General features: G+C 68.7%; 16 protein-coding genes and 1 pseudogene. 10 read left to right on the plus strand and 7 right to left on the minus strand.

The window, feature by feature from the left end; translation table 11 throughout:
• Positions 1-27: 27 nt before the first annotated feature.
• Positions 28-1,221 carry a cytochrome P450 gene (locus I6A60_RS10990; protein WP_374113354.1) on the minus strand — a complete coding sequence of 398 codons (1,194 nt, stop codon included), beginning with the start codon at positions 1,219-1,221 and terminating at the stop codon, positions 28-30.
• Positions 1,222-1,244: 23 nt separating this feature from the next.
• Positions 1,245-2,420 carry an amidohydrolase family protein gene (locus tag I6A60_RS10995; protein ID WP_203022486.1) on the minus strand — a complete coding sequence of 392 codons (1,176 nt, stop codon included), beginning with the start codon at positions 2,418-2,420 and terminating at the stop codon, positions 1,245-1,247.
• Between the two features lie 127 nt (positions 2,421-2,547).
• On the opposite strand from I6A60_RS10995, the gene I6A60_RS11000 reads away from it, so the two are divergent.
• The 4 genes from I6A60_RS11000 to I6A60_RS11015 all read left to right on the plus strand — a co-directional run bounded on the left by I6A60_RS11000 (position 2,548) and on the right by I6A60_RS11015 (position 6,892).
• Complete coding sequence (locus I6A60_RS11000; RefSeq protein WP_203022485.1) at positions 2,548-3,237, plus strand: GntR family transcriptional regulator; 690 nt, start codon at positions 2,548-2,550, stop codon at positions 3,235-3,237.
• A gap of 346 nt (positions 3,238-3,583) precedes the next feature.
• A complete protein-coding gene (locus I6A60_RS11005; protein ID WP_203022484.1) occupies positions 3,584-4,816 on the plus strand; it encodes a cytochrome P450 in 1,233 nt (410 codons plus the stop codon).
• 40 nt (positions 4,817-4,856) lie between these two features.
• A complete protein-coding gene (locus tag I6A60_RS11010) occupies positions 4,857-6,320 on the plus strand; it encodes an aldehyde dehydrogenase (RefSeq protein WP_203022483.1) in 1,464 nt (487 codons plus the stop codon).
• Between the two features lie 77 nt (positions 6,321-6,397).
• Positions 6,398-6,892: a MaoC family dehydratase N-terminal domain-containing protein gene (locus tag I6A60_RS11015; protein ID WP_203022482.1), complete on the plus strand. Its 495-nt coding sequence runs from the start codon at positions 6,398-6,400 to the stop codon at positions 6,890-6,892.
• Between the two features lie 94 nt (positions 6,893-6,986).
• Here the strand turns inward: I6A60_RS11015 and I6A60_RS11020 are convergent, their stop codons facing one another.
• Entirely contained in the window at positions 6,987-7,883 is an 897-nt protein-coding gene (locus tag I6A60_RS11020; RefSeq protein ID WP_203022481.1) for an NAD(P)H-binding protein, read from the minus strand.
• Positions 7,884-8,195: 312 nt separating this feature from the next.
• Between I6A60_RS11020 and lysA the strand changes: the two genes are divergently transcribed.
• The 5 genes and pseudogenes from lysA to I6A60_RS11040 all read left to right on the plus strand — a co-directional run bounded on the left by lysA (position 8,196) and on the right by I6A60_RS11040 (position 12,794).
• The gene (lysA, locus tag I6A60_RS11025; RefSeq protein ID WP_203022480.1) at positions 8,196-9,530 is read left to right on the plus strand and encodes a diaminopimelate decarboxylase; all 1,335 of its coding nucleotides are present in this window, start codon (positions 8,196-8,198) and stop codon (positions 9,528-9,530) included.
• Between the two features lie 80 nt (positions 9,531-9,610).
• Complete coding sequence (locus I6A60_RS11030; protein WP_203042255.1) at positions 9,611-10,594, plus strand: magnesium transporter CorA family protein; 984 nt, start codon at positions 9,611-9,613, stop codon at positions 10,592-10,594.
• Positions 10,595-10,710: 116 nt separating this feature from the next.
• Positions 10,711-10,962: pseudogene (locus I6A60_RS43975) on the plus strand (MBL fold metallo-hydrolase); the annotation flags it as partial.
• Positions 10,963-11,081: 119 nt separating this feature from the next.
• A complete protein-coding gene (locus tag I6A60_RS42770; protein WP_203023688.1) occupies positions 11,082-11,489 on the plus strand; it encodes an MBL fold metallo-hydrolase in 408 nt (135 codons plus the stop codon).
• 261 nt (positions 11,490-11,750) lie between these two features.
• On the plus strand, positions 11,751-12,794 hold the full coding sequence (locus tag I6A60_RS11040) for a hypothetical protein (protein ID WP_203023687.1): 1,044 nt from the start codon (positions 11,751-11,753) through the stop codon (positions 12,792-12,794).
• A gap of 247 nt (positions 12,795-13,041) precedes the next feature.
• Here the strand turns inward: I6A60_RS11040 and I6A60_RS41495 are convergent, their stop codons facing one another.
• From I6A60_RS41495 to I6A60_RS11055, 3 genes are all read right to left on the minus strand, one after another.
• Positions 13,042-13,788, minus strand: a complete 747-nt coding sequence (locus tag I6A60_RS41495) for a PKD domain-containing protein (RefSeq protein ID WP_203023686.1) — start codon at positions 13,786-13,788, stop codon at positions 13,042-13,044.
• Positions 13,789-13,939: 151 nt separating this feature from the next.
• A complete protein-coding gene (locus tag I6A60_RS11050; protein ID WP_238435197.1) occupies positions 13,940-15,004 on the minus strand; it encodes an NAD(P)-dependent alcohol dehydrogenase in 1,065 nt (354 codons plus the stop codon).
• Between the two features lie 155 nt (positions 15,005-15,159).
• Positions 15,160-15,960 (minus strand): SDR family NAD(P)-dependent oxidoreductase, encoded by an 801-nt coding sequence (locus I6A60_RS11055; protein ID WP_203023684.1) that lies wholly within the window; start codon positions 15,958-15,960, stop codon positions 15,160-15,162.
• A 143-nt stretch (positions 15,961-16,103) separates the two neighbouring features.
• Between I6A60_RS11055 and I6A60_RS43450 the strand changes: the two genes are divergently transcribed.
• Positions 16,104-17,012, plus strand: coding sequence for an AraC family transcriptional regulator (locus tag I6A60_RS43450; protein ID WP_203023683.1), 909 nt, complete (start codon positions 16,104-16,106; stop codon positions 17,010-17,012).
• On the opposite strand, the gene I6A60_RS11065 is transcribed toward I6A60_RS43450, so the two are convergent.
• Complete coding sequence (locus tag I6A60_RS11065; protein ID WP_203023682.1) at positions 16,999-18,510, minus strand: DUF2252 domain-containing protein; 1,512 nt, start codon at positions 18,508-18,510, stop codon at positions 16,999-17,001. The genes I6A60_RS43450 and I6A60_RS11065 overlap by 14 nt on opposite strands.
• Positions 18,511-18,601: the final 91 nt, after the last annotated feature.

The following is an 18,601-nucleotide window of genomic DNA, read 5'->3' on the forward strand; positions in this document are numbered from 1 at the left end:
GGCTCTGGCACTGCTTTCCGTGGACGCCTATCCGATGACGAGTGGCAGGGTCTCCCACCCGCGCACGGTGGAGGTCTGCGCGAGCTTCGCGGCCTCCCAGTCGACCTCCCAGTCGGGGAAGCGGGTGAGGATCTCCTCGAGCGCCACCCGGCCTTCGAGCCGGGCCAGCGCCGCGCCGAGGCAGTAGTGGGCGCCGAATCCGAAGGTGAGCTGCTGGCTGATCCGCCGGTGAATGTCGAGCCGGTCAGGATCGCCGAAGCGTTCCTCGTCCCGGTTCGCCGACGCGAGGACGAAGACGACGGCGGCGCCGGCGGGGACCGTCGTGTCGTGGAACACGACGTCCTCGGTGACGTAGCGGGCGACGAACGGGGCGGGCGGCTCGAGACGCAGGATCTCCTCGATGCCGTTCGGGATCAGCGACCGGTCGGCCACCAGCTCCCGCCGGGCCTCTGGATGGCGGGCCAGAGTCGAGCCGATCCAGCCGATGAGCCGGCCGGTCGTCTCGTTGCCGGCGCTCGCCACGATGGTGACGTAGGAGAGGACCTCGTCGCGGGTAAGCGTCCGCGTCACCCCCTGCTCGTCGGTGAACTCGGTGGTGAGCAGGTCGGTCATCAGGTCGTCGGACGGGTGCTCTTTCCGCCAGTCGATGTAGGGGCCGAAGATCTCGCCTGACAGGATGGCGCCCTCGGAGAGGTCCATCTGGCCGCCGTTCTCGGTGCGCAGCTTGCTGTCGAACATGTCCCGAAGCTCGGCCTGGTCGCCCTCGGGGATGCCCATCAGCATGCCGATCACCCGCATCGGCATCTCCGCGCCGACGGCCTGGATCAGGTCGAACCGCTTCTCGCCGACCAGCGGGTCGAGCACCTGCCGGCAGTACTCCCGCACCTTCGGCTCGAGGGCGCTGATCCGGCGCGGCGTGAACACCCGCACGAGGAGGCGCCGGTGGATGTCGTGTGAGGGCGGGTCCTCGAAGATGAGCGTGCCCGGGGGAATATCCAGACCGGACCTGATCAGCTCCAGGATCCCGCCGCGGGCCGAGCTGAACGTCTTCGCATCCGGCAGCCCCCGCTCGCAGTCGGCGAAACGGGTGAGCGCGTAGAAATCATGTTTCTCGTTGTAGTAGAGCGGTGCCTCCGCCCGTAGCCGACCGAAGGTCGGGTAGGGGTCAGCCGCTAATGCCGGGTCGTATGGATCCCAGTAGACCGAATCGACGGTCGTCATCATCATCCACGATTCCTGTGTCGTCAGACCCGGTAGAGCTGGGCCGCGTTGCCGCCCATGACCTTCAGCTGGGTCTGGGGGCGCAGGGTGGCGATCGTGTCGCTCACCTGCTCGATCGGGCTCGGGTGCAGGCAGGTCGGGTGCGGGAAGTCGGTCTCGAACATGATCCGGTCCTCGCCGACCTGGTCGATGAGGTGCTGCAGGTCCCCGCGGCCGGTCTCGAACCAGAACGTGGCGTACCAGTTGCTCTGGAAGTACTCCGACGGCTTCTTCTGGAGCTTCTTCGCCCAGGCGGGGGCGTTCTCCAGCAACTCGTAGTCCATTGCCTCGAGCATGAAAGGCACCCAGCCGATGCCGGACTCGACGGACACCATCTGCAGGGTGGGGTGCCGGTCGAAGATTCCGGAGTAGGCGCTGTTGAGCAGCACGCGCGAGTTGTTCTGGAACAGCGAGGCGCCGCCGATCGCGGGCTTGACATAGTCGTCCTGGCTCGGCCAGAAGGTCGTGCCGAAGTAGGCGAGCGCCGTCTGGCTGGCGCCGATGTGGAAGTGCACCGGCAGGTCGAGCCCCGCGCACACCTCCCAGAACGGGTCCCACGCGTGGTCACCGAGGTCCGGCGACCCGGAGTCCTGGGGGTCGGCGGTCATGTTGACACCCCGGGCACCCTGCGCGGCGCAGCGCCGGGCCTCCCGAACGCAGTCGTCGATGCTCCAGGCCGGCATGATCGGCATCGGCAGCAGCCGGTCGCCCGACTGCTCCTGCACCTCGGCCATCGCGTCGTTGTAGAGCTCGACGCAGAGCCGCAGCAGGACCTCGTCCTGCACCGAGTTGCGCAGGTTCTGACCGCCGATGCCGATCTGGTTCGGGTAGAGGACCTGCGCGTTGATGCCCAGCTCGTCCATGAGGCGCAGGCGCTGCGTCGCGTCCCACGCGGCGGGGTGTACGTCGTCGATGGTCCACGACCCGCCCTGGGACGCGCGGAACGCGTGCTTCTTCCCGTCGTGGTCGACAGTGCCGCCCGAGCCCGCCTTACCGAACGTCTTGCCCTCGATCACCCACATGGGCATCCCGTCGACCTGCTCGACGTGGGGCACCCGATCCTCGTAGCCCTTCGGGGCCCGTTCGGTGAAAAGATCGTGACGCTCGGTCATGTGCGAGTCGGCGTCGATCACTCGCAGACCGTCGGCCAGCTTGGCCATTGGAGCCTCCTTGCGTCCGCCCGGTCGCGCCTGCCTGGCGCGTCGGTGAGCGTACGCTCACTTCTGAGGTCTCGCAATATTCTATTTTCTATTGACCGGCAGCGCTACTAGCAGCCAGGATGGCGAAGTGGTGATCAAATCCGGGTCGCAGCGGACGAAGACGAGCGCTCTGGTCGTCGAGCACGTGCAGCGGGAGATCTTCGACGGGCGCCTGCGGTGCGGCGACCGGATCTACGTCGAGCGGCTCAGCGCCGTCCTCGACGTCAGCCCCACCCCGGTCCGCGAGGCCTTCGTCCTGCTCGAACGGGACGGCCTGGTGAAGGCGCAGGTGCATCGCGCGACGTTGGTACAGCACTTCGACGCCCGCACCCTGCGCGCCGACTTCCACATCCTCGGCTACCTCGGTGGCGTGGCCGCCGCTCGCGTCGCCGAGGATCGTGACCCGGAGGTGCTCGACCAGCTCAGGAGCCTTCTCGATGAGCTGGCGAGCAGCGGCGACGTGGCCGGTCGTCGCAGGGACCTGGCCACCGAGATCCTCCGGGTGCAGCACCGGGCCGGGGCGACCCCTCGGCTACTGGAGGAGCTCCGTGGTCAGGGCAGGTTCCTCGGGTGGGCTGCAGGTGAGAGCGAGCGGCGAAGCCACGAGGACATCGTCGAGGCTCACCGACTGGTCATCGAGGCGATCGTCGCCGGTGACCCCTGGCGGGCGTCGCAGGCGCGCGTGGCCGAGGCCACGGAGGCCGGCGAACAGGTCATCCACGAGCTGACCCGGCGCGGTGTGCTGCGGGCCGACGGCACCAACGCCGCCGTCGAGTAGTGGTCCGGCGTGCCCGGCGGGCGGCGCGAGGCCGTGAGCTCGTCGAAAAGGCGTGGGTCATCTGGGCCTTTCCCGCCCTGGGTCGGGTGTACGTAGCTCGCGTCCCCTTTGACCGGACCTCTAGCCAGGAGAGCAAGCGTTCACTACAGTCGTAAATGCTGGGCGGTCGCCCAGCAGGAGAGTGACCCCCGGGCGTCGCGACGGGTGGCGGACGCGCGTGACGCCTCGACTCGGGGACCTCGGTACGCCGACCTGGCGGGGGCCCCTCCTCCGTGGGAGACCTTGGCCCGTTGGCTGCCGAAGGAGTGCCGTCCGCACCCTTTGCCGACTCCTAGAAGTGTGAAGAATGATTGAGAAGTCAGCCGGAGCTCAGGGCCTGATCGACGACGAGTGGGTCGAGAGGCACTTCGATCCCGTCGCGCCCGAACTCGCCCGCGACTTACATCCGACTCTTGCCCGGGCTCGCTCGCGGTGTCCCGTGACCCACAGCGACCAGCACGGCGGCTTCTGGGTGGTCACGCGCAAGGAGGACGTCCTGCGCGTCGCCCAGGACTGGCAGACCTTCACCTCGGAGGAGGGAATCACCGTTCCGGCGCCGCCGGGGCCGTCGATGAAGATCCTGCCGGTCACGGTCGACCCGCCGCTGCAGCGTGCGTTCCGGCAGCTGACCAATCCCTACTTCAGGCCGGCCGTGGTCAGTGAGTGGGAGGCGCCGACTCGCCAGCTCGTGAACCGGCTCATCGACGGTTTCATTGAGGAGGGCACCTGCGAGTTCATGGACGCGTTCGCGCGGCCGCTCCCAGGGCTGGCGTTCTTCGACCTCGCGCTGCACGCTCCCGCGGAGGACCTGGAAGAGGTGAACGGATACGCCACGATGGCGGGACAGATTCACCGCCCCGAGGCGATGGACTGCCTGATGAAGCTGGCCGGCTGGATCAGCGAGTTCATCGAGAAGCGGCGGCAGGACGGGCCGCGCGGGGACGTGGTCGACGCCGTGATGGGGGCCGAGATCGAGGGGCGCCCGATCACCCCCGAGGAGGTGATCGGCACGATTCACCTGTTGATCCTCGGTGGCCTCGAGACGACCGCCGGCGTGCTGGGGATGGCCATGCAGCGCATGTGCGAGCACCCCGAGATCCTCGTGTCGCTGCGGGAGCGCCCAGAGCTCATCCCGAACGCCGTCGAGGAGTTCCTCCGGATGGACGGCTCCTTCGTGGGCATCGCCCGCTGCGCTCGCCACGACACCGAGGTGGGCGGGCAGACGATCAGGCAGGGCGAGCAGGTCCTGATGTACTGGGCGTCCGCCAACCGCGACGAGGCCGAGTTCGAGAACCCCGACGTGTTCGACCTTGATCGCTCCAAGAACCCGCACCTCGCGTTCGGCGCGGGTCCACATCGGTGCGCGGGCTCCAACCTGGCAAGGATGAACCTGCGCGTCGCGCTCGACGCGATCGTTCAGCGGCTGCATGACGTCCGCCTGCAGCCGGGCGCCGACATCGAGTTCATCTCGACCTTCAGCCGGGCGCCGGTGTCCGTTCCGATCACGTTCACGCCAGGCCCGAGAAGTGAGAGTTCATGAATTCGCGGGCAATTTCAATGACCTCTTGGAAGGTAGCGTGATGGCGGAGTCGGGGTACGACAGGACGCGGCCACAGGTACATCTGGGGATCGGCTCCGAGCGGCTGGGCGTCGGTTCCGCGGGGACCTTCGAGCATATCGACCCGTGCACCGGAGAAGTTGACGCCATCGTCCCGCTCGCCGGTCCCAGCGAGATCGACCAGGCCGTTCGGCTCGCGCAGGAGGCCTTCCTCGGCTGGCGGGATGTGCGCCCGGCGGAACGGCGCCGGCTGCTGTTCCGGTTGGCCGACCTCATCGAGGCCAATGCCGACGAGTTCACCCGCAGAGCCATCCTCGACAACGGAATGGCCGCGAGGTCGGCGTCTGGCCTGGTCGGGGGTGCCGCAGAATGGACACGTTACTACGCCGGTTTCGCAGACAAGATCTCCGGTCGGGTCAACTCGTCGTTCGGGCCAGATGGCGAGTTCAGCTACACGCTCGCCCAGCCCTACGGCGTCATCGGCACCATCATCACCTGGAACGGCCCACTGACCTCGTTGACGATGAAGGTCCCGCCGGCCCTCGCCGCGGGTAACACCGTGGTCGTCAAGCCGTCGGAGATGACACCGTTCGCCGCCGAGCTGTTCGCCGACCTCGTGGACGAGGCGGGTTTCCCGTCGGGTGTGGTGAGCGTGCTGCCGGGTTCCGTGGAGGCGGGCGCGGCCCTCGTGGATCACCCACTCGTTCAGAAGATCACGTTCACCGGTGGCCCGGCGACCGCCACGGCCATCCTGCACGCCTGCGCGAAGCAGATGAAGCCAGCGGTGCTCGAACTCGGCGGCAAGTCGGCGAACCTCGTCTTCGATGACGCCGATCTGGACACCGCGATCCCGTGGGGCACCCTGCGGGTGCTCGCGACGGTGAGCGGGCAGGGCTGCGCGTTTCCGACTCGCATGCTCGTCCAGGAATCGATCTACGACGAGACGCTCGATAGGGTCGCCGCCCTGGTCAAGGGGATCCGGGTCGGTGACCCCTGGGACACCGACACCGACATCGGCCCGGTGGTCAACGAAGCCGCGGCCGTCCGCATCCTCGGCATGATCGAGCGGGCCAAGCAGGACGGGGCCAGGCTCATCGCCGGCGGTGGACGCGCGCAGGGTCTCCACCCGGGCGGCAGCTTCCTCGAACCGACCGTCTTCGCCGACGTCGATCCGCACTCCGAACTTGGTCAGAACGAGGTGTTCGGCCCCGTGCTGTCGATCATGCCGTTCGCTACCGAGGAGCAGGCGATCGAGATAGCCAACAGCACGCGGTATGGATTGTCGTCCTACATCCAGACCAAGGATGTGCGGCGCGCGCACCGGGTCGCCGAGCGCCTCGACGCCGGCGCGACGATGGTCAACGGCGCTCCGAATCTCATGGTCAATCGCCCGTTCGGCGGCCAGGGATACAGCGGTTATGGCAAGGAAGGCGGACCCGACGGTCTCGCCGAGTTCCAGCGGATCAAGACCATCGCGATGGTCTGAGAACCCGAGGCCACAGGTTCCCGACAGACACCTCTGTCGACGGCGGCGTTGACGCTCCGCGAGATCGAAGGAAGACGATGGCGCAGATCGAAACCCTCGTGACCCCCGAGTTTGAGGCGCAAAATGGGGTGTGGACGGATGAGGATGTCTCCTACCCTGTCGCGGCGTCCGACATTCGCAAGTGGGCCATCGCGGTGTACTGGGGCGAGACGCCGCCGAGAATCTACTGGGACGAGGTCTACGCCAAGTCGACTCGCTGGGGCGGGATCATTGCCCCGGACGACTTCAATCCCTTCGCCTGGGCCGTCCCGATGGTGAGACCGACACCGGCGGGCGCGGTGCCAGGTCAAGAGACGAAGAAAGGCGGAAACGCCCTCAACGGCGGCATGACCGACAAGTTCGGCGTGAAGATGCGGCCGGGGGACGTCATCGCCACCCGATCCCGTCTGACGCGCTGGGAGGAACGTCAGGGCCGTAACGGTCTGACTCTCTACACATACGTCGCGACCGAGTGGACCAACCAGAACGGCGAGATGGTCAAGACGCGGGTCAAGACCACCATTCGCTACTGAAGCCAAGGTCCGCCCGTCGCCTTGGTCGCTGTTTTCACCCTCTGGTGGCTATGAAACAGGCCCGGTTACGACCACCGGAGGGCCGAAACAGCGATCATGGAGACGTCGTTGTGTAGCGCTCGACGATTTCCGACGTCTGGGTGGGACGAATGTCGTCGGCGTGGTCGAGGGCCCATCGTTCGAAGGAGCGGGCCGGCCGTCCGGTGATCTCCTCCACCGTCCGGGTCACCGGTTCGGGAGTGTCGACCAGGCTGGCCCAGTAGGTCAGCGCGGAGTCGACCATGGCTGCGTCGGCCCAGGTAAGCATCTCCTCGCGGGCCTCGTCGCGAGTGATCTCGACAAACCGCGGCGGCCGGCCGGCGATCGCGCTGAGAACGCCTACCTGGTCGGTCTGGGTGAGGGCGGCGGGGCCGGTGAGCAGGTAGGTGGCGCCGGCGTGGCCGTCCTCGGTCAGCACGCGGGCCGCGACCTCGGCGACATCCCGTTCGTGGATCAGTGACCGGGCCGCCCGTGGATAGGGGATGCGGACGGGCTGGCTGGCGCCGATCGGCGCGGTCCACGCGAGGGTGTTCGTGGCCAGGCCGCTGACCCGCAGGAACGTCCAGTCGAGGTCGGTTCCACGGATGGCGTCCTCGATCTGCCCCCAGACCCCGTTCTCTGCCGGCGGGCGGTCATCGCGCACGCTGGTCGCCGAGACGTAGACCACGCGGCGGCAGTGGCGGGCGATGGCGTCGATCACGTCCGGCGCGCCGTCCGCGGCGAGAAACGGCCAGAGTAGGAACACTGTGTCCACATCGCCAAGGGCGTGCTCGACGGAGTCGGGGGAAGTCAGGTCACCGACGACGGTCCCGACGCCTGCCGGCACCCGGCCACCGCCGGCAGAGTGGGTCATCGCCGTCACGTTGGCGCCGCGGGCCTGAAGTTCGGCCACGACGTGGTGACCGATGGAGCCGGTGGCACCGGTGACGAGGATCTTGCTGAGGTTTGCCATGCACTCAGGGTCAAACTTGAAGTGAGCTTTATGTCAAGCGGCGCTGGCCCGGGGATCTGACGGGTGGCCTTGATCGGGGTTTTAGCCCTGTGATGGTCGTGGCGGGGGCGTTTCTACGACCGTTCCAGGGCCCAATCGGCGATTATGACCGGCGCGGACGGGCTATCGCGGGTTCGGAAGCTCCGTGGGCTGTGGAAATTCGCCGTGAGGCCGTCAACGCCGTGTCAAAGCCCCTTCCTGCGCGCTCCCTGTGGGCATGAGGTGGTGCTGACGGCGCTGCCGACTGGCAGCGCCTCGGCGAAGGAGCGAACGGTGACACTGGGTGAGCTCATCCCGAGCCTGCGGCCTGCGCTGCGATCGAAGCTCGCCGCCCAGATCTGGCCGGAGGGCACCACGCTGGACAGCGACGGCGAGCTACACGTCGCCGGCACCGCGATGACGACCGTGGCCGCGAGGTTCGGCACCCCGGCCTACGTGCTCGACGAGGCGGCGTTCCGAAGCCGCGCCCGGCAGTACCGCGCGACCCTGCCCGGCATCGAGGTGTGCTACGCGGGCAAGGCACTGCTCACCCGCGCCGTCGCCCGTTGGGCCGCCCAGGAGGGCCTGTCCCTGGACGTCTGCTCGGCCGGCGAGCTCGCCGTCGCGAGATCCGCCCACTTCCCCGCCGACCGGCTCATCCTGCACGGCAACGCCAAGACCCCCGAGGACCTCAAAGCAGCCCTCGACTACCACGTCGGACGAATAGTGATCGACTCGGCCGACGAGATCACCCAGCTCGGCCCGCTGGCCCACGACCAGCAGGTACTGCTGCGGGTGACACCCGACCTCGACGGCCACACCCACCACGCCATCAGCACCGGGATCCCCGACCAGAAGTTCGGCATCCCCCGCAGCGCCGCCACCGACGCCGCCCGCCAGGTACTGGACCAGCCAGGCCTTCGGCTGGTCGGGCTGCACTGCCACATCGGCTCCCAACTCACCCGCATCGGCGCGATCGAGGAGGCGACCAGGCGCCTGATCGGCCTGCTCGCCACCATCCGAGACCAACACGGCGCCGTACTCCCGCAGCTCAACATCGGCGGCGGCCACGCCGTCCGCTACACCCCCGGCGACGACGGCTTCGACCTCGCGGGCCTCGCCCACCGCCTGACCGGCGCCCTCGCCTACGAATGCGAACGACACCGCCTGCCCGCCCCACGCCTCACCGTCGAACCCGGCCGCGCCCTGATCGCCCAGGCCGGCATCACCCTCTACCGGGTCATCACCGTCAAACACATCCCCGGCGTACGAACCTTCGTCGCCGTCGACGGCGGCATGAGCGACAACCCCCGGCCCGCGCTCTACGGCGCCCGCTACACCATCCAACACATCGGCCGACGCTCCCTCGCCCCGTCCCGCCCCGCCACCGTCGTCGGCCGGCACTGCGAAGCCGGCGACATCCTCGCCCACGACGTGCCGCTGCCCGCCGACATCCAAGCCGGCGACCTACTCGCGGTCGCCACCACCGGCGCCTACCACCACAGCCTCGCCTCCACCTACAACACGATCGGCCGGCCCCCACTCATCGCCGTCCACAACGGCGAGGCCCGCCTACTCATCCGCCGCGAGACAGAAGAAGACCTCCTCACCCGCGACGTCGGCGTGTGACAACCCGCGTGCGCGTGCCCCAGCTGGTATCCAGAGGCCAGGCTCGCCGCCCGCGGCCACCCGCCCGGGGAAGGACGTTGATGGACGTTCGGCTCATCACCAGCTCGGGCGTCCGGCGCCATCCGGTCGAGGCGCTCGCCGGGCTGCTCGCGATCGGCGAGGGTCTGCTCTGGGTAGACGTGCCGGAGTGTGACCCGGACGCGGCACGGGTGCTGTCGGAGGTGTTCAGTTTCCCTCCGGGCAGCGTCCACGACTGCGTCGAACGCAACCGAGTACCGAAGGTGCACGCCTACCCGGACCACCTGTTCGTCGTCCTGCACGCACCCGAACGAGGCGCCGGTGGCCACGTCCACTACGTCGAACTCGACCAGTTCGTCGGGACGCGGTACCTCGTGACCGTGCACGGACCGGTCAACCCGGCGGTCGACGCGCGGGTCGCGCTACGGGACACCCAGGCGGTGCTCGACCGGCTGGAGTCGGGAAAACTACGCCCGTCGACCCCGTTCGAGCTGTCCCACGCCATCGTGTCGACGCTGACCCACCGGCTCGAGGACTTCGTCGAGATGCTCACCGGTGACGTGTGGAAGCTCGAACAGCGCGTCACCGGCGGAAACCTCGATGATCCCGAGCAACTGCTCGACGAGCTGTTCCGTGCCCGCCACGGCCTGCTGGCGGCCCGCACGATGGGCGCGTCGAGCCGGGAGATCTACCACCGGATAACCACTCTCGCCGATACCGTCCCGGTCGCCGCCGGACCAATGGTCGCCGATCTCGTCGACCAGTTCGACCGAGTCCGCACTCTCGCCGACAACCAACGCGAATACCTGCAGGGAGTGATCGAGTTCTACCGCACCCGAACCGAGACAAAGATGACCATCGCCGCCGAGCGGTTCGCCGTCATCGCCGCCGTGACCCTGCCGATCACAGCGCTCTCCTCGGTTCTCGGGATGAACGTCATCGTCAACGAGCACACCCAGGTCTGGCCACTCGTCGCGACCCTCGCCGTGATGGTGGCCATGTCCGCCGCGCTGCTGCGCTGGGCCCGCCGGCGGGGATGGTGGTAGCCAGGGCCCGAGCCGGGCGGGAATGGCGCTCTGCTGGTGGCAGATCCCCGTAGGGCGCAACAGCCTGGCGGCTCGGTGCTGGCGCTTCTAACGTCCCGCGCATGGGCGCGATGGAGATGGTGCGGTTGCTGCCGAGGCTGTATTTCCTGCGGTTCGCGGCAGGGCACGCGTACCTCTGGCTCGACGACGACGGGCTGACGCTCATCGACTGCGGCGTCGCCGGATCCGGCAACCAGATCGCGGCGGCCATCCGCCGGCTCGGCCGGGACCCCGCGGACGTCCGTCAGCTTGTCCTCACCCACTTCCACCACGACCACGTGGGGGCGGCGAACGAGGTAGCCGCCTGGGGCGACGTCGTCATCAGCGCCCACCGGGACGACGCCGCCGTGATCCGCGGTGAGGCGACCGGAACGCCGCCGGTGCTGCTCGACTGGGAGCGCCCGATCTTCCAACAGGTCACCGGGGCACGATCACAACGGCGGCGCCCGTGCGGGTCGACCGCGAACTCGACGACGGCGACGTGCTCGACTTCGGCGGCCGCGCGCAGGCCGTGGCGGTGCCAGGCCACACCCCAGGCAGCGTCGCCGTCCACCTGCCCGACCATGGCGTCCTGTTCACCGGCGACGCCGTCGCGCGCACCCAGGACGGACGGGTCATCGTCGGGGTGTTCAACATCGACCGAGACGCCGCCGTCGCGTCCCTGCGCCGGCAGGCGGACCTGGACCCCGTGCTCGCCTGCTTCGGCCACGGAGAACCGGTCACGGCCGACGCCGGTCTGGCGCTACGGGGCCGCGCTCGACCGACTGCGCGGCTGAGCTTCCCGCCCGGCTCCGTCCATACGGTCCGACACGGTTCGCGGCTTTTCAACAATGACAGGGACCTGGCGTGGAATTAGGGGAATTCGCCCCGTTCTGTATGTCGCTCGCGGGATAGCCTGCTTCAGTGATCGCGTGTCCCGCGCCTGCTGATCGGTGTTCATGCTACTTTGCCGGGGCGGTCGCGCGAGATTTCGGTTCATCTTGTTTCCGGGTCAGATGGAAGCCGCCTGCCCGGGTTTGGTCGACCTTTGTCGAGAAGATCTATCTGGTCGACCGATCCGATCTCTCCGATGAACTGCATGAATATCTTTCATGCTTCGAGCGGAAGGTTGTGACTCATGGCGGGAGAAATCAGGGTCGACAAAGTCCCGGCCGTCGCCGTACCGGCGCCCGCTGCCCCGTCGGACCCGGCGCCGAGTACAGCGGGTTATCTCCCCTGGGGGAGCGGCGTCGGCGGCAATCCGGCGCTCGTCCAGACTCGGTACGGTACGCAGGGAAACTTCGCGCTGGCCATTCCATACGCGACCTCGGGCATCCACCTCCTGTGGCGTGACAACGATGATCCGGCGCTGCCCTGGAGCGAACGGCTCCCGATCGGCCAGAATCTGGGCCGGGTCGACGCGCTGACCTTCATCCAGAGCAACTTCGGCCCGGAGGGGAATCTGGAGATTATTTCCCGGGTCGGTGACACGTTGCAGTTCTTGTGGCGGGATTCGGCGGCCAACTTCGAGTGGCGCGGGCCGTACCAGATCGCCGGTGACGCGGCCGGGAATCCGGCGCTCATCCAGTCCCGGTTCGGTCACCAGGGGAATTTCGAGCTGGTTTTTCCGTCGAACTCCGGTGGCATCAACTTCATGTGGCGGAACAATGATGACCCGAGGCTTCCGTGGAGTGCGCCGTTCCGGTTCGGTCAGGAGCTGGGTCGGGTCGATGCGCTGACCCTGATCCAGAGCAATTTCGGTTCGCCGGGGAATCTGGAGCTCATCGCCCGCGTCGGCGACACGCTGCAGTTCTTCTGGCGGGACTCGGGGCCCAACTTCGAGTGGCGCGGGCCGTACCAGATCGCCGGTGACGCGGCCGGGAATCCGGCGCTCATCCAGTCCCGGTTCGGTCACCAGGGGAATTTCGAGCTGGTTTTTCCGTCGAACTCCGGTGGCATCAACTTCATGTGGCGGAACAATGATGACCCGAGGCTTCCGTGGAGTGCGCCGTTCCGGTTCGGTCAGGAGCTGGGTCGGGTCGATGCGCTGACCCTGATCCAGAGTAATTTCGGTTCGCCGGGGAATCTGGAGCTCATCGCCCGTGTCGGGGACACGCTGCAGTTCCTCTGGCGGGACTCGGGGCCCAACTTTAACTGGAACGGCCCGTGGCGCCTCATCTGATCGGGGCTGTTTGTTCTTGAGAGGCGCTGGTGTGTTGGGGCGCTGACCCCGCCACACCAGCGACGCTGGCTCATGAGCGGTAACGAAAGACGGCCGAGCTAGTGCACCTCCGGCAAGGTTCGCCCGTTTCTGGCGCCCCCATGATCGGCGTTTCGGCCCTCCGGTGGCTGTGACCGGGCCTGTTTCATAGCCACCAGAGGGTGAAAACGGCGATCAAGGTGACGGGCAGACCTTGGCGGTCACGGCACTAGGCGGTCACGGTTATCGTGACGAGGTTGGAGTCCGAATACGGATTGATCTCCGACCAGTGGGCTCGGTAGTGCAGCGTGCCTGGAGCGCTGAAGGTGGTCGTGTAAGGATTGGTCACCGAGAAGTTGTGGGCGCTGGGCTCACCGACGTAGTCCCCCGCATAGGCGCCCGAATTCAGGTCGATGCGAGCACCTGAGCAGATGCCGGTGGCGGTGAACGTCACGGACTGCCCGACCGTTACCGACGTCGGGCTCGCGGCGAGGTTGAGCAAGGTGACGGTGGCGGTCGCCGTGGCCGTGGCGCCGGACGCGTCGCGCACTGTCACGGTCGCGGTGAACGGTCCGTTGGTGCCGTACAGGTGGTTCGTGGCCGTGGTCGAGGCGGCGGCGGCGGCGGTCGCTCCGTCGCCGAAGGTGAACGCATAGGTCAGCGGACCGGCCCCACCGGTCGATCCCGAGGCGTCCAGCTTGGCGGTCCCGCCGGAGTCGTCGCAGCCGATTTTCGCCACCGACAGGGCGGCATGCAGCGGTCTGGCCGACGGCGACGGGTGTGTCGTGACGATGCCGCCGGGAGGTGCGCACCCCGTGATCGCCACGGCGGCGGTGACGCCCGCGGCGGCCAGGCCGAGCCCGGCAAGGCGTAGGCGTCTCGACGTGACGCGGGCGAGCCGCTCGACTCTGCCCACGGCCTGGACACGCTGCTCGGCGAACCACCTGGCGGTTCGCGCGGTGGGGAACTGTTCCACGACCACGTCCTCCTCGACGATGCTGCAAATTTAGATATGCAAATTGCAGTCTCGCAGAGGATGGCTTCTCGTGGGACCGGATCCCCCCAAATCCGCCCCCATCGAACCGGCGGACGACCGCCGGACCGATGAACCCTGCCGGGCGGCGGCGCTAGTCGAAGACGATTGCCTGGCGACCCACGACGTCGCCGCGGGCGAGTGCCTGGAGGTTGTCGTTGATGTCCTCGAACTTCACCGCGGTGACGCTGTGCCGGATGCGCCCCGCGGCGGCGAGCGCGAGGACCTCGGTGAGGTCGTTGTAGTTGCCCCAGAACGAGCCGAAATACGAGAGCTCAGTTCCTACGATCACGTTCAGCGGCACCTCGACCTTGGTGCCCATGAGGCCCACCGACACGACCACGCCCTCGGCCGCGAGAATCTCGAAGTCGAGCGCGATCGACGCGGGGGCGCCCGCGCAGTCCAGGATCGCGTCGACCGTGCGGCGGCCGGTGAGTGTCTCCAACTCGTCCTGTACCTGGCCGGACTTCAGATCGCGGGTGTTGACGGTGTGATCGGCACCGTTGCGCCGGGCGAGCGCCAGCTTCTCGTCGGTGCGGGAGAACGCGACCACGGTCGCTCCGCCGCCGAGCAGCTTCGCGTACTGCACCGCATAGCTGCCGAGGCCGCCGATGCCGGCCACCGCCACGGTCTGCCCCGGTCCGAGCTTGCCGGCTGCCCGCAGCCTTTTGACCCCGCGGTAGGGAGTCAGCCCGGCGTCGGTCAACGGCGCGAGATGCTCCGCCTTCTGGTCGTCGCCCGGCACCCGGATCAGGTGGCGCCGTGGGACCGCCACGTATTCCGCGAAACCGCCGGGCGGCCCGAATCCGATCCACCCGCCGGTGCCGGTGCAGAGCTGCTCATTGCCCTCGTGACACTGGCGGCACGTTCCATCGCCCCACCCGGGGTTGACCACGACCTGGTCGCCTTCGGACAGGCCAGCCGAACGCGGTACGGCGGAGCCGGTGGCGGCCACCCGGCCGGCGACCTCGTGGCCGGGAACGGCCGGGAACTCCATCGGAGCGGCCTGCTGGAAGTAGCCCTCGATCAGCTGGTAGTCGCTGCGGCACACCCCGGCCGCCGCGACCTTGACCAGGACCTCGTCCGCCTCCGGAGCGGGGACCGGGATCTCCTCCAGCCGCAACGGTTCGTGGTAGCCGTACATTCGGGCCGCTCTCATCAGCACAGCGATCTCCTTCGCTCCACCGAGCCCGCGGTGCCCGGACGCACTGGTCCAAGAGACTCCCCGACGGTGTGCCCGAGCGCGGCCGGCGTAGTCGCGTCCCCGCGGCGCTGGCCGGCGGCCGGGGCCCGGGCGCCGCGCCTGGTCCCCGGTCAGTTGACGGTCGGGGTGAAGCCACCGTCGATCCGGAGGTTGGCCCCGTTGATGGAGGCGCCCAGCGGGCTGGCGACGAGGGCGACCAGGGCGGCGATCTCCGCCGGCTCGACCAGCCGGGCGGACGGGCAGGCCAGCGGACCGTCGAGCAGGATACGGACGGCCGTTTCGGCATCCCGCAGACCGTGGCTTTCGGCGAACGACTGGGTGAGCTCCCGGAACCCATCGGTCAGCGTCGGGCCAGGGCTGATCGTGTTCGCGGTGGTCCCGGTGCCGGTCAGCTCCTTGGCCAGACTGACCGTGAGGTTGGCCATCGCCGCCTTGGCGGCGCTGTAGGCGGCCCGCTCGGGCAGCGGGTTCGGGCTGGCCGCGCTGCCGATCTGGATGACGCGGCCCCATCCGCCGTCCCGCATCCGTGGCGTCAACGCCCCGATCATTCGTACGGCGGAGGCGACGTTGCTGTCGTACAGGCTGAGCCAGTCGGGGGCGGTCGCCCCGGCCCAGCCGGTGTCCTCGGCCGTTCCGGCGTTGTTGACCAGGATGTCGATGCCGCCGAAGGCCGCGGTGGCAGCGGCGGCGGCCTGGGCCGCGGCCGTGTCCTCGGCCAGGTCACCCAGCACCACCACCGCCTGGCCGCCAGCCTTGACGATGGCGTCCGCGGTGGCCTGCGCCCTGCCGGCGTCTCGGCCATGCACGACGACGTCGACGCCCTCCTCCGCGAGGCCGAGCGCGATGGCTCGGCCGATGCCTCTGGAACTGCCGGTGACCAGCGCCCGTTTGCCGCGCAACTGCAAGTCCATGATTTTCAACTCTCTCGCCGGAATGGTGATCTCTGTTCGTCACTTCGACTGTATGAATCAGCCTCTGCGACGGACAATGTCCGGGAAGGTTAGAAACATGTCCGATCGGCTCATCGGTGAGTCCGTCTGGATATGATCAATGAGTGGATGTGCTCACCGACGTGCTCGCGGCTCTGGAGACCGGGCCGACTCTGTGCGCGCGCACCCGGGCCCATGCGCCCTGGGGGCTGCGGTTCGGGGGGAACCAGGGATTCGGGTTCCACGTCATCCTGCAGGGCACCTGCTGGCTGACTACCGGCGATGAGCCGCCGCGGGCGCTGCAGGCAGGCGACGTGGTGCTGCTCGCCGCCGGGGCGGAGCACACCCTGGCCGACGCCCCGGCCAGCCCGGCCGTCACCTTCCGGCTGGACCGCGAACGGCATTCCACCCGGCTTGGCCACGAGCATGTCGCCGGGGTGGCGGGCGGCGCGCCGACGGTCCTGCTGTCGGGCGCCTACCGGCTGGAGAAGCACCGGCCGCATCCGCTGCTGGCCACGCTTCCCGACGTCGTGCACCTGCCGAACCGGCGGCGAAACGGGCTGCACGCGGCGGTGGACCTGCTCGGCGCCGAGGTCGAGGAGCAGGAGCCGGGCGCCGAGGCGATCGTCTCCTCGCTGGTGGACGCGCTCCTGGTCTACATCCTGCGGGCCTGGCAGGAAGACCATCCGTCCGGTTGGAGCCGGGCGCTCGCCGACCCGGCCATAGGCCCGAGCCTCCATCGGATGCACCGGGATCCGGCGCGGCCGTGGACGGTGGAGCAGCTGGGCGCCGCCGCCGGGCTGTCCCGTGCCACCTTCACCCGCCGGTTCACCGCGCTGGTCGGTGAACCGCCGTTGACCTACCTCATTAGGTGGCGGCTGACCACCGCGGCCCGGATCCTGCGTCAACAGGACGTACCGCTGTCCGTCGTCGCCCACCGCGTCGGCTACACCTCCGAGTTCGCTTTCGCCAAGGCGTTCAAACGGGAGTACGGACTCGCCCCGGGGACCTACCGCCGCGTCACCGAGCGCTGACACGGCCGGATCGGACTGCTTCGACCAGCGCGGCATGGTCGGCCTCGTTCTGGTCCGCGTATGCCTCCGCGAAGGCGGCGACCGCCTGGTCGAATGCCGTGCCACCGCCCAGGTAGGCCGCGATCGCGATGCTGTCGCCCGAACGCGCGTGCGCCCGCGCGAGGGTGGCGGCGCACAGGCGGCCGAACAGCGCCAGGCCGTCGACGTCCATGCGCTCCGGCTCCGCGATGCCCTTCCAGTCCTGCAACTGCCGGACGTAGAAGTCGCGCTTGTGCCCGTCGAGGCCGTCCACCCGCTGCCAGCCGAGGAAGATGTCGCTGGCGGCCTGCATGAGGCGTTGCCCGGCGACCACTCGTTCACCCTGGTTGCCGTAGGCGCTCCCGGGCAGGTGATCGGCCAGCGCCGAGGTCCCGGCCTCCTTGATCTGCAGCAGGAGCGGGTCGCCGTCGTCACGGCCGAGCAGCAGCGCGACCCAGCAACGAGTGCCCACGCTGCCGACGCCGACGACCTTGCGGGCGAAGTCGACGAGGCGATACCGGGCGAGCAGGGAGCGCCGGTCGGTCGACAGCGTCGCGGAGTACTGCTCGACGATCGAGCTGAGCCATCGCATCAGCCGGTCCCGGTCCCGCCCGGTGTGCAGCTCGCTGATCGGGACGAGCAGCGGAGGATCGGCGGTGAAGCGTCGTTCACCGTCGACCACCTCGGTGAGCTTGGCGAAGGCCCGTAGCCGGTCGCGCGACCGGGCCCGCGAGGTCGCCCGTGACACGCGTTTGGAAGCCTGCTTGCTCAAGACGCCCGGGAGCCGCGGGGCCAGCTCGTCGACATCGATGTGGGCGTACCAGACGTCGAGGTTGGTCATCGCCGCGAACCGGTGCATCCAGCCGCGGTAGGCCCCGACCGCCGCGGTGATGATCTCCCGCCGCTCGGGCGAGCCGAAGCCGTTGGCGCGCGCGGCGATGACCAGGCTGGTGGCGAAACGCTTCACGTCCCACTCCCACGGGCCCGGAAGGGTCTCGTCGAAGTCGTTGATGTCGAACACGAGCCGTCGCTCGGGCGAGGCGAGCAGCCGGAAGTTCAGCAGGTGTGCGTCGCCGCAGAGCTGGACGGTGAGGCCCGAGGTCGGCGTCGTGGCGAGATCCGCGGCCATGATCGCCGCGGCGCCTCGGTAGAACCTGAACGGCGACTCGGTCATCCGCTGGTAGCGCAGGGGGACCAGCTCGGTCAGTCGGCTCCGCGACTGCCGGTCGATCAGGTCGATCGGGTCGGCCCGATCCGGCGCCGACACGTACTCGGCGTGGGCTCGGCGCGGGGCCGAGGCCCGGGCGGCTCGTCCCCGGGCCGCGCGTCCAGCACCGTCCGGCCCAGCACCGTCCAACCAGGCACGGTCCGGTCCAGTGCCGTGCGATCCAGTGTCGTGCGATCCAGTGCGGTCCGAGCCGCCGGCGGTGGGGCGCCGCCGCGACCGACGCGCCGTGGGAGCTGTGGCAGCGGTGGTCATTCTCGGCCTCCCTTAGTGCCTGTCCTGAATCTTGGTGGTGTGTACCGGTTGTGGTCCGTTCCTGATCTTGCCGGCGTGGTGGCGTGATCTA

It is taken from the genome of Frankia sp. AgB1.9, assembly GCF_016786355.1.
GTDB lineage: Bacteria > Actinomycetota > Actinomycetes > Frankiales > Frankiaceae > Pseudofrankia.

Bases quoted from the DNA above. Each gene is read 5' to 3' on its own strand.
- I6A60_RS10990 (WP_374113354.1), bottom strand. From the start codon at position 1,221: ATGACGACCGTCGATTCGGTCTACTGGGATCCATACGACCCGGCATTA.
- I6A60_RS11020 (WP_203022481.1), bottom strand. From the start codon at position 7,883: ATGGCAAACCTCAGCAAGATCCTCGTCACCGGTGCCACCGGCTCCATC.
- I6A60_RS10995 (WP_203022486.1), bottom strand. From the start codon at position 2,420: ATGGCCAAGCTGGCCGACGGTCTGCGAGTGATCGACGCCGACTCGCAC.
- I6A60_RS11065 (WP_203023682.1), bottom strand. From the start codon at position 18,510: ATGACCACCGCTGCCACAGCTCCCACGGCGCGTCGGTCGCGGCGGCGC.
- I6A60_RS11010 (WP_203022483.1), top strand. From the start codon at position 4,857: ATGGCGGAGTCGGGGTACGACAGGACGCGGCCACAGGTACATCTGGGG.
- I6A60_RS11050 (WP_238435197.1), bottom strand. From the start codon at position 15,004: ATGAGAGCGGCCCGAATGTACGGCTACCACGAACCGTTGCGGCTGGAG.
- I6A60_RS11015 (WP_203022482.1), top strand. From the start codon at position 6,398: ATGGCGCAGATCGAAACCCTCGTGACCCCCGAGTTTGAGGCGCAAAAT.
- I6A60_RS11005 (WP_203022484.1), top strand. From the start codon at position 3,584: ATGATTGAGAAGTCAGCCGGAGCTCAGGGCCTGATCGACGACGAGTGG.
- I6A60_RS11030 (WP_203042255.1), top strand. From the start codon at position 9,611: ATGGACGTTCGGCTCATCACCAGCTCGGGCGTCCGGCGCCATCCGGTC.
- I6A60_RS11040 (WP_203023687.1), top strand. From the start codon at position 11,751: ATGGCGGGAGAAATCAGGGTCGACAAAGTCCCGGCCGTCGCCGTACCG.
- I6A60_RS11055 (WP_203023684.1), bottom strand. From the start codon at position 15,960: ATGGACTTGCAGTTGCGCGGCAAACGGGCGCTGGTCACCGGCAGTTCC.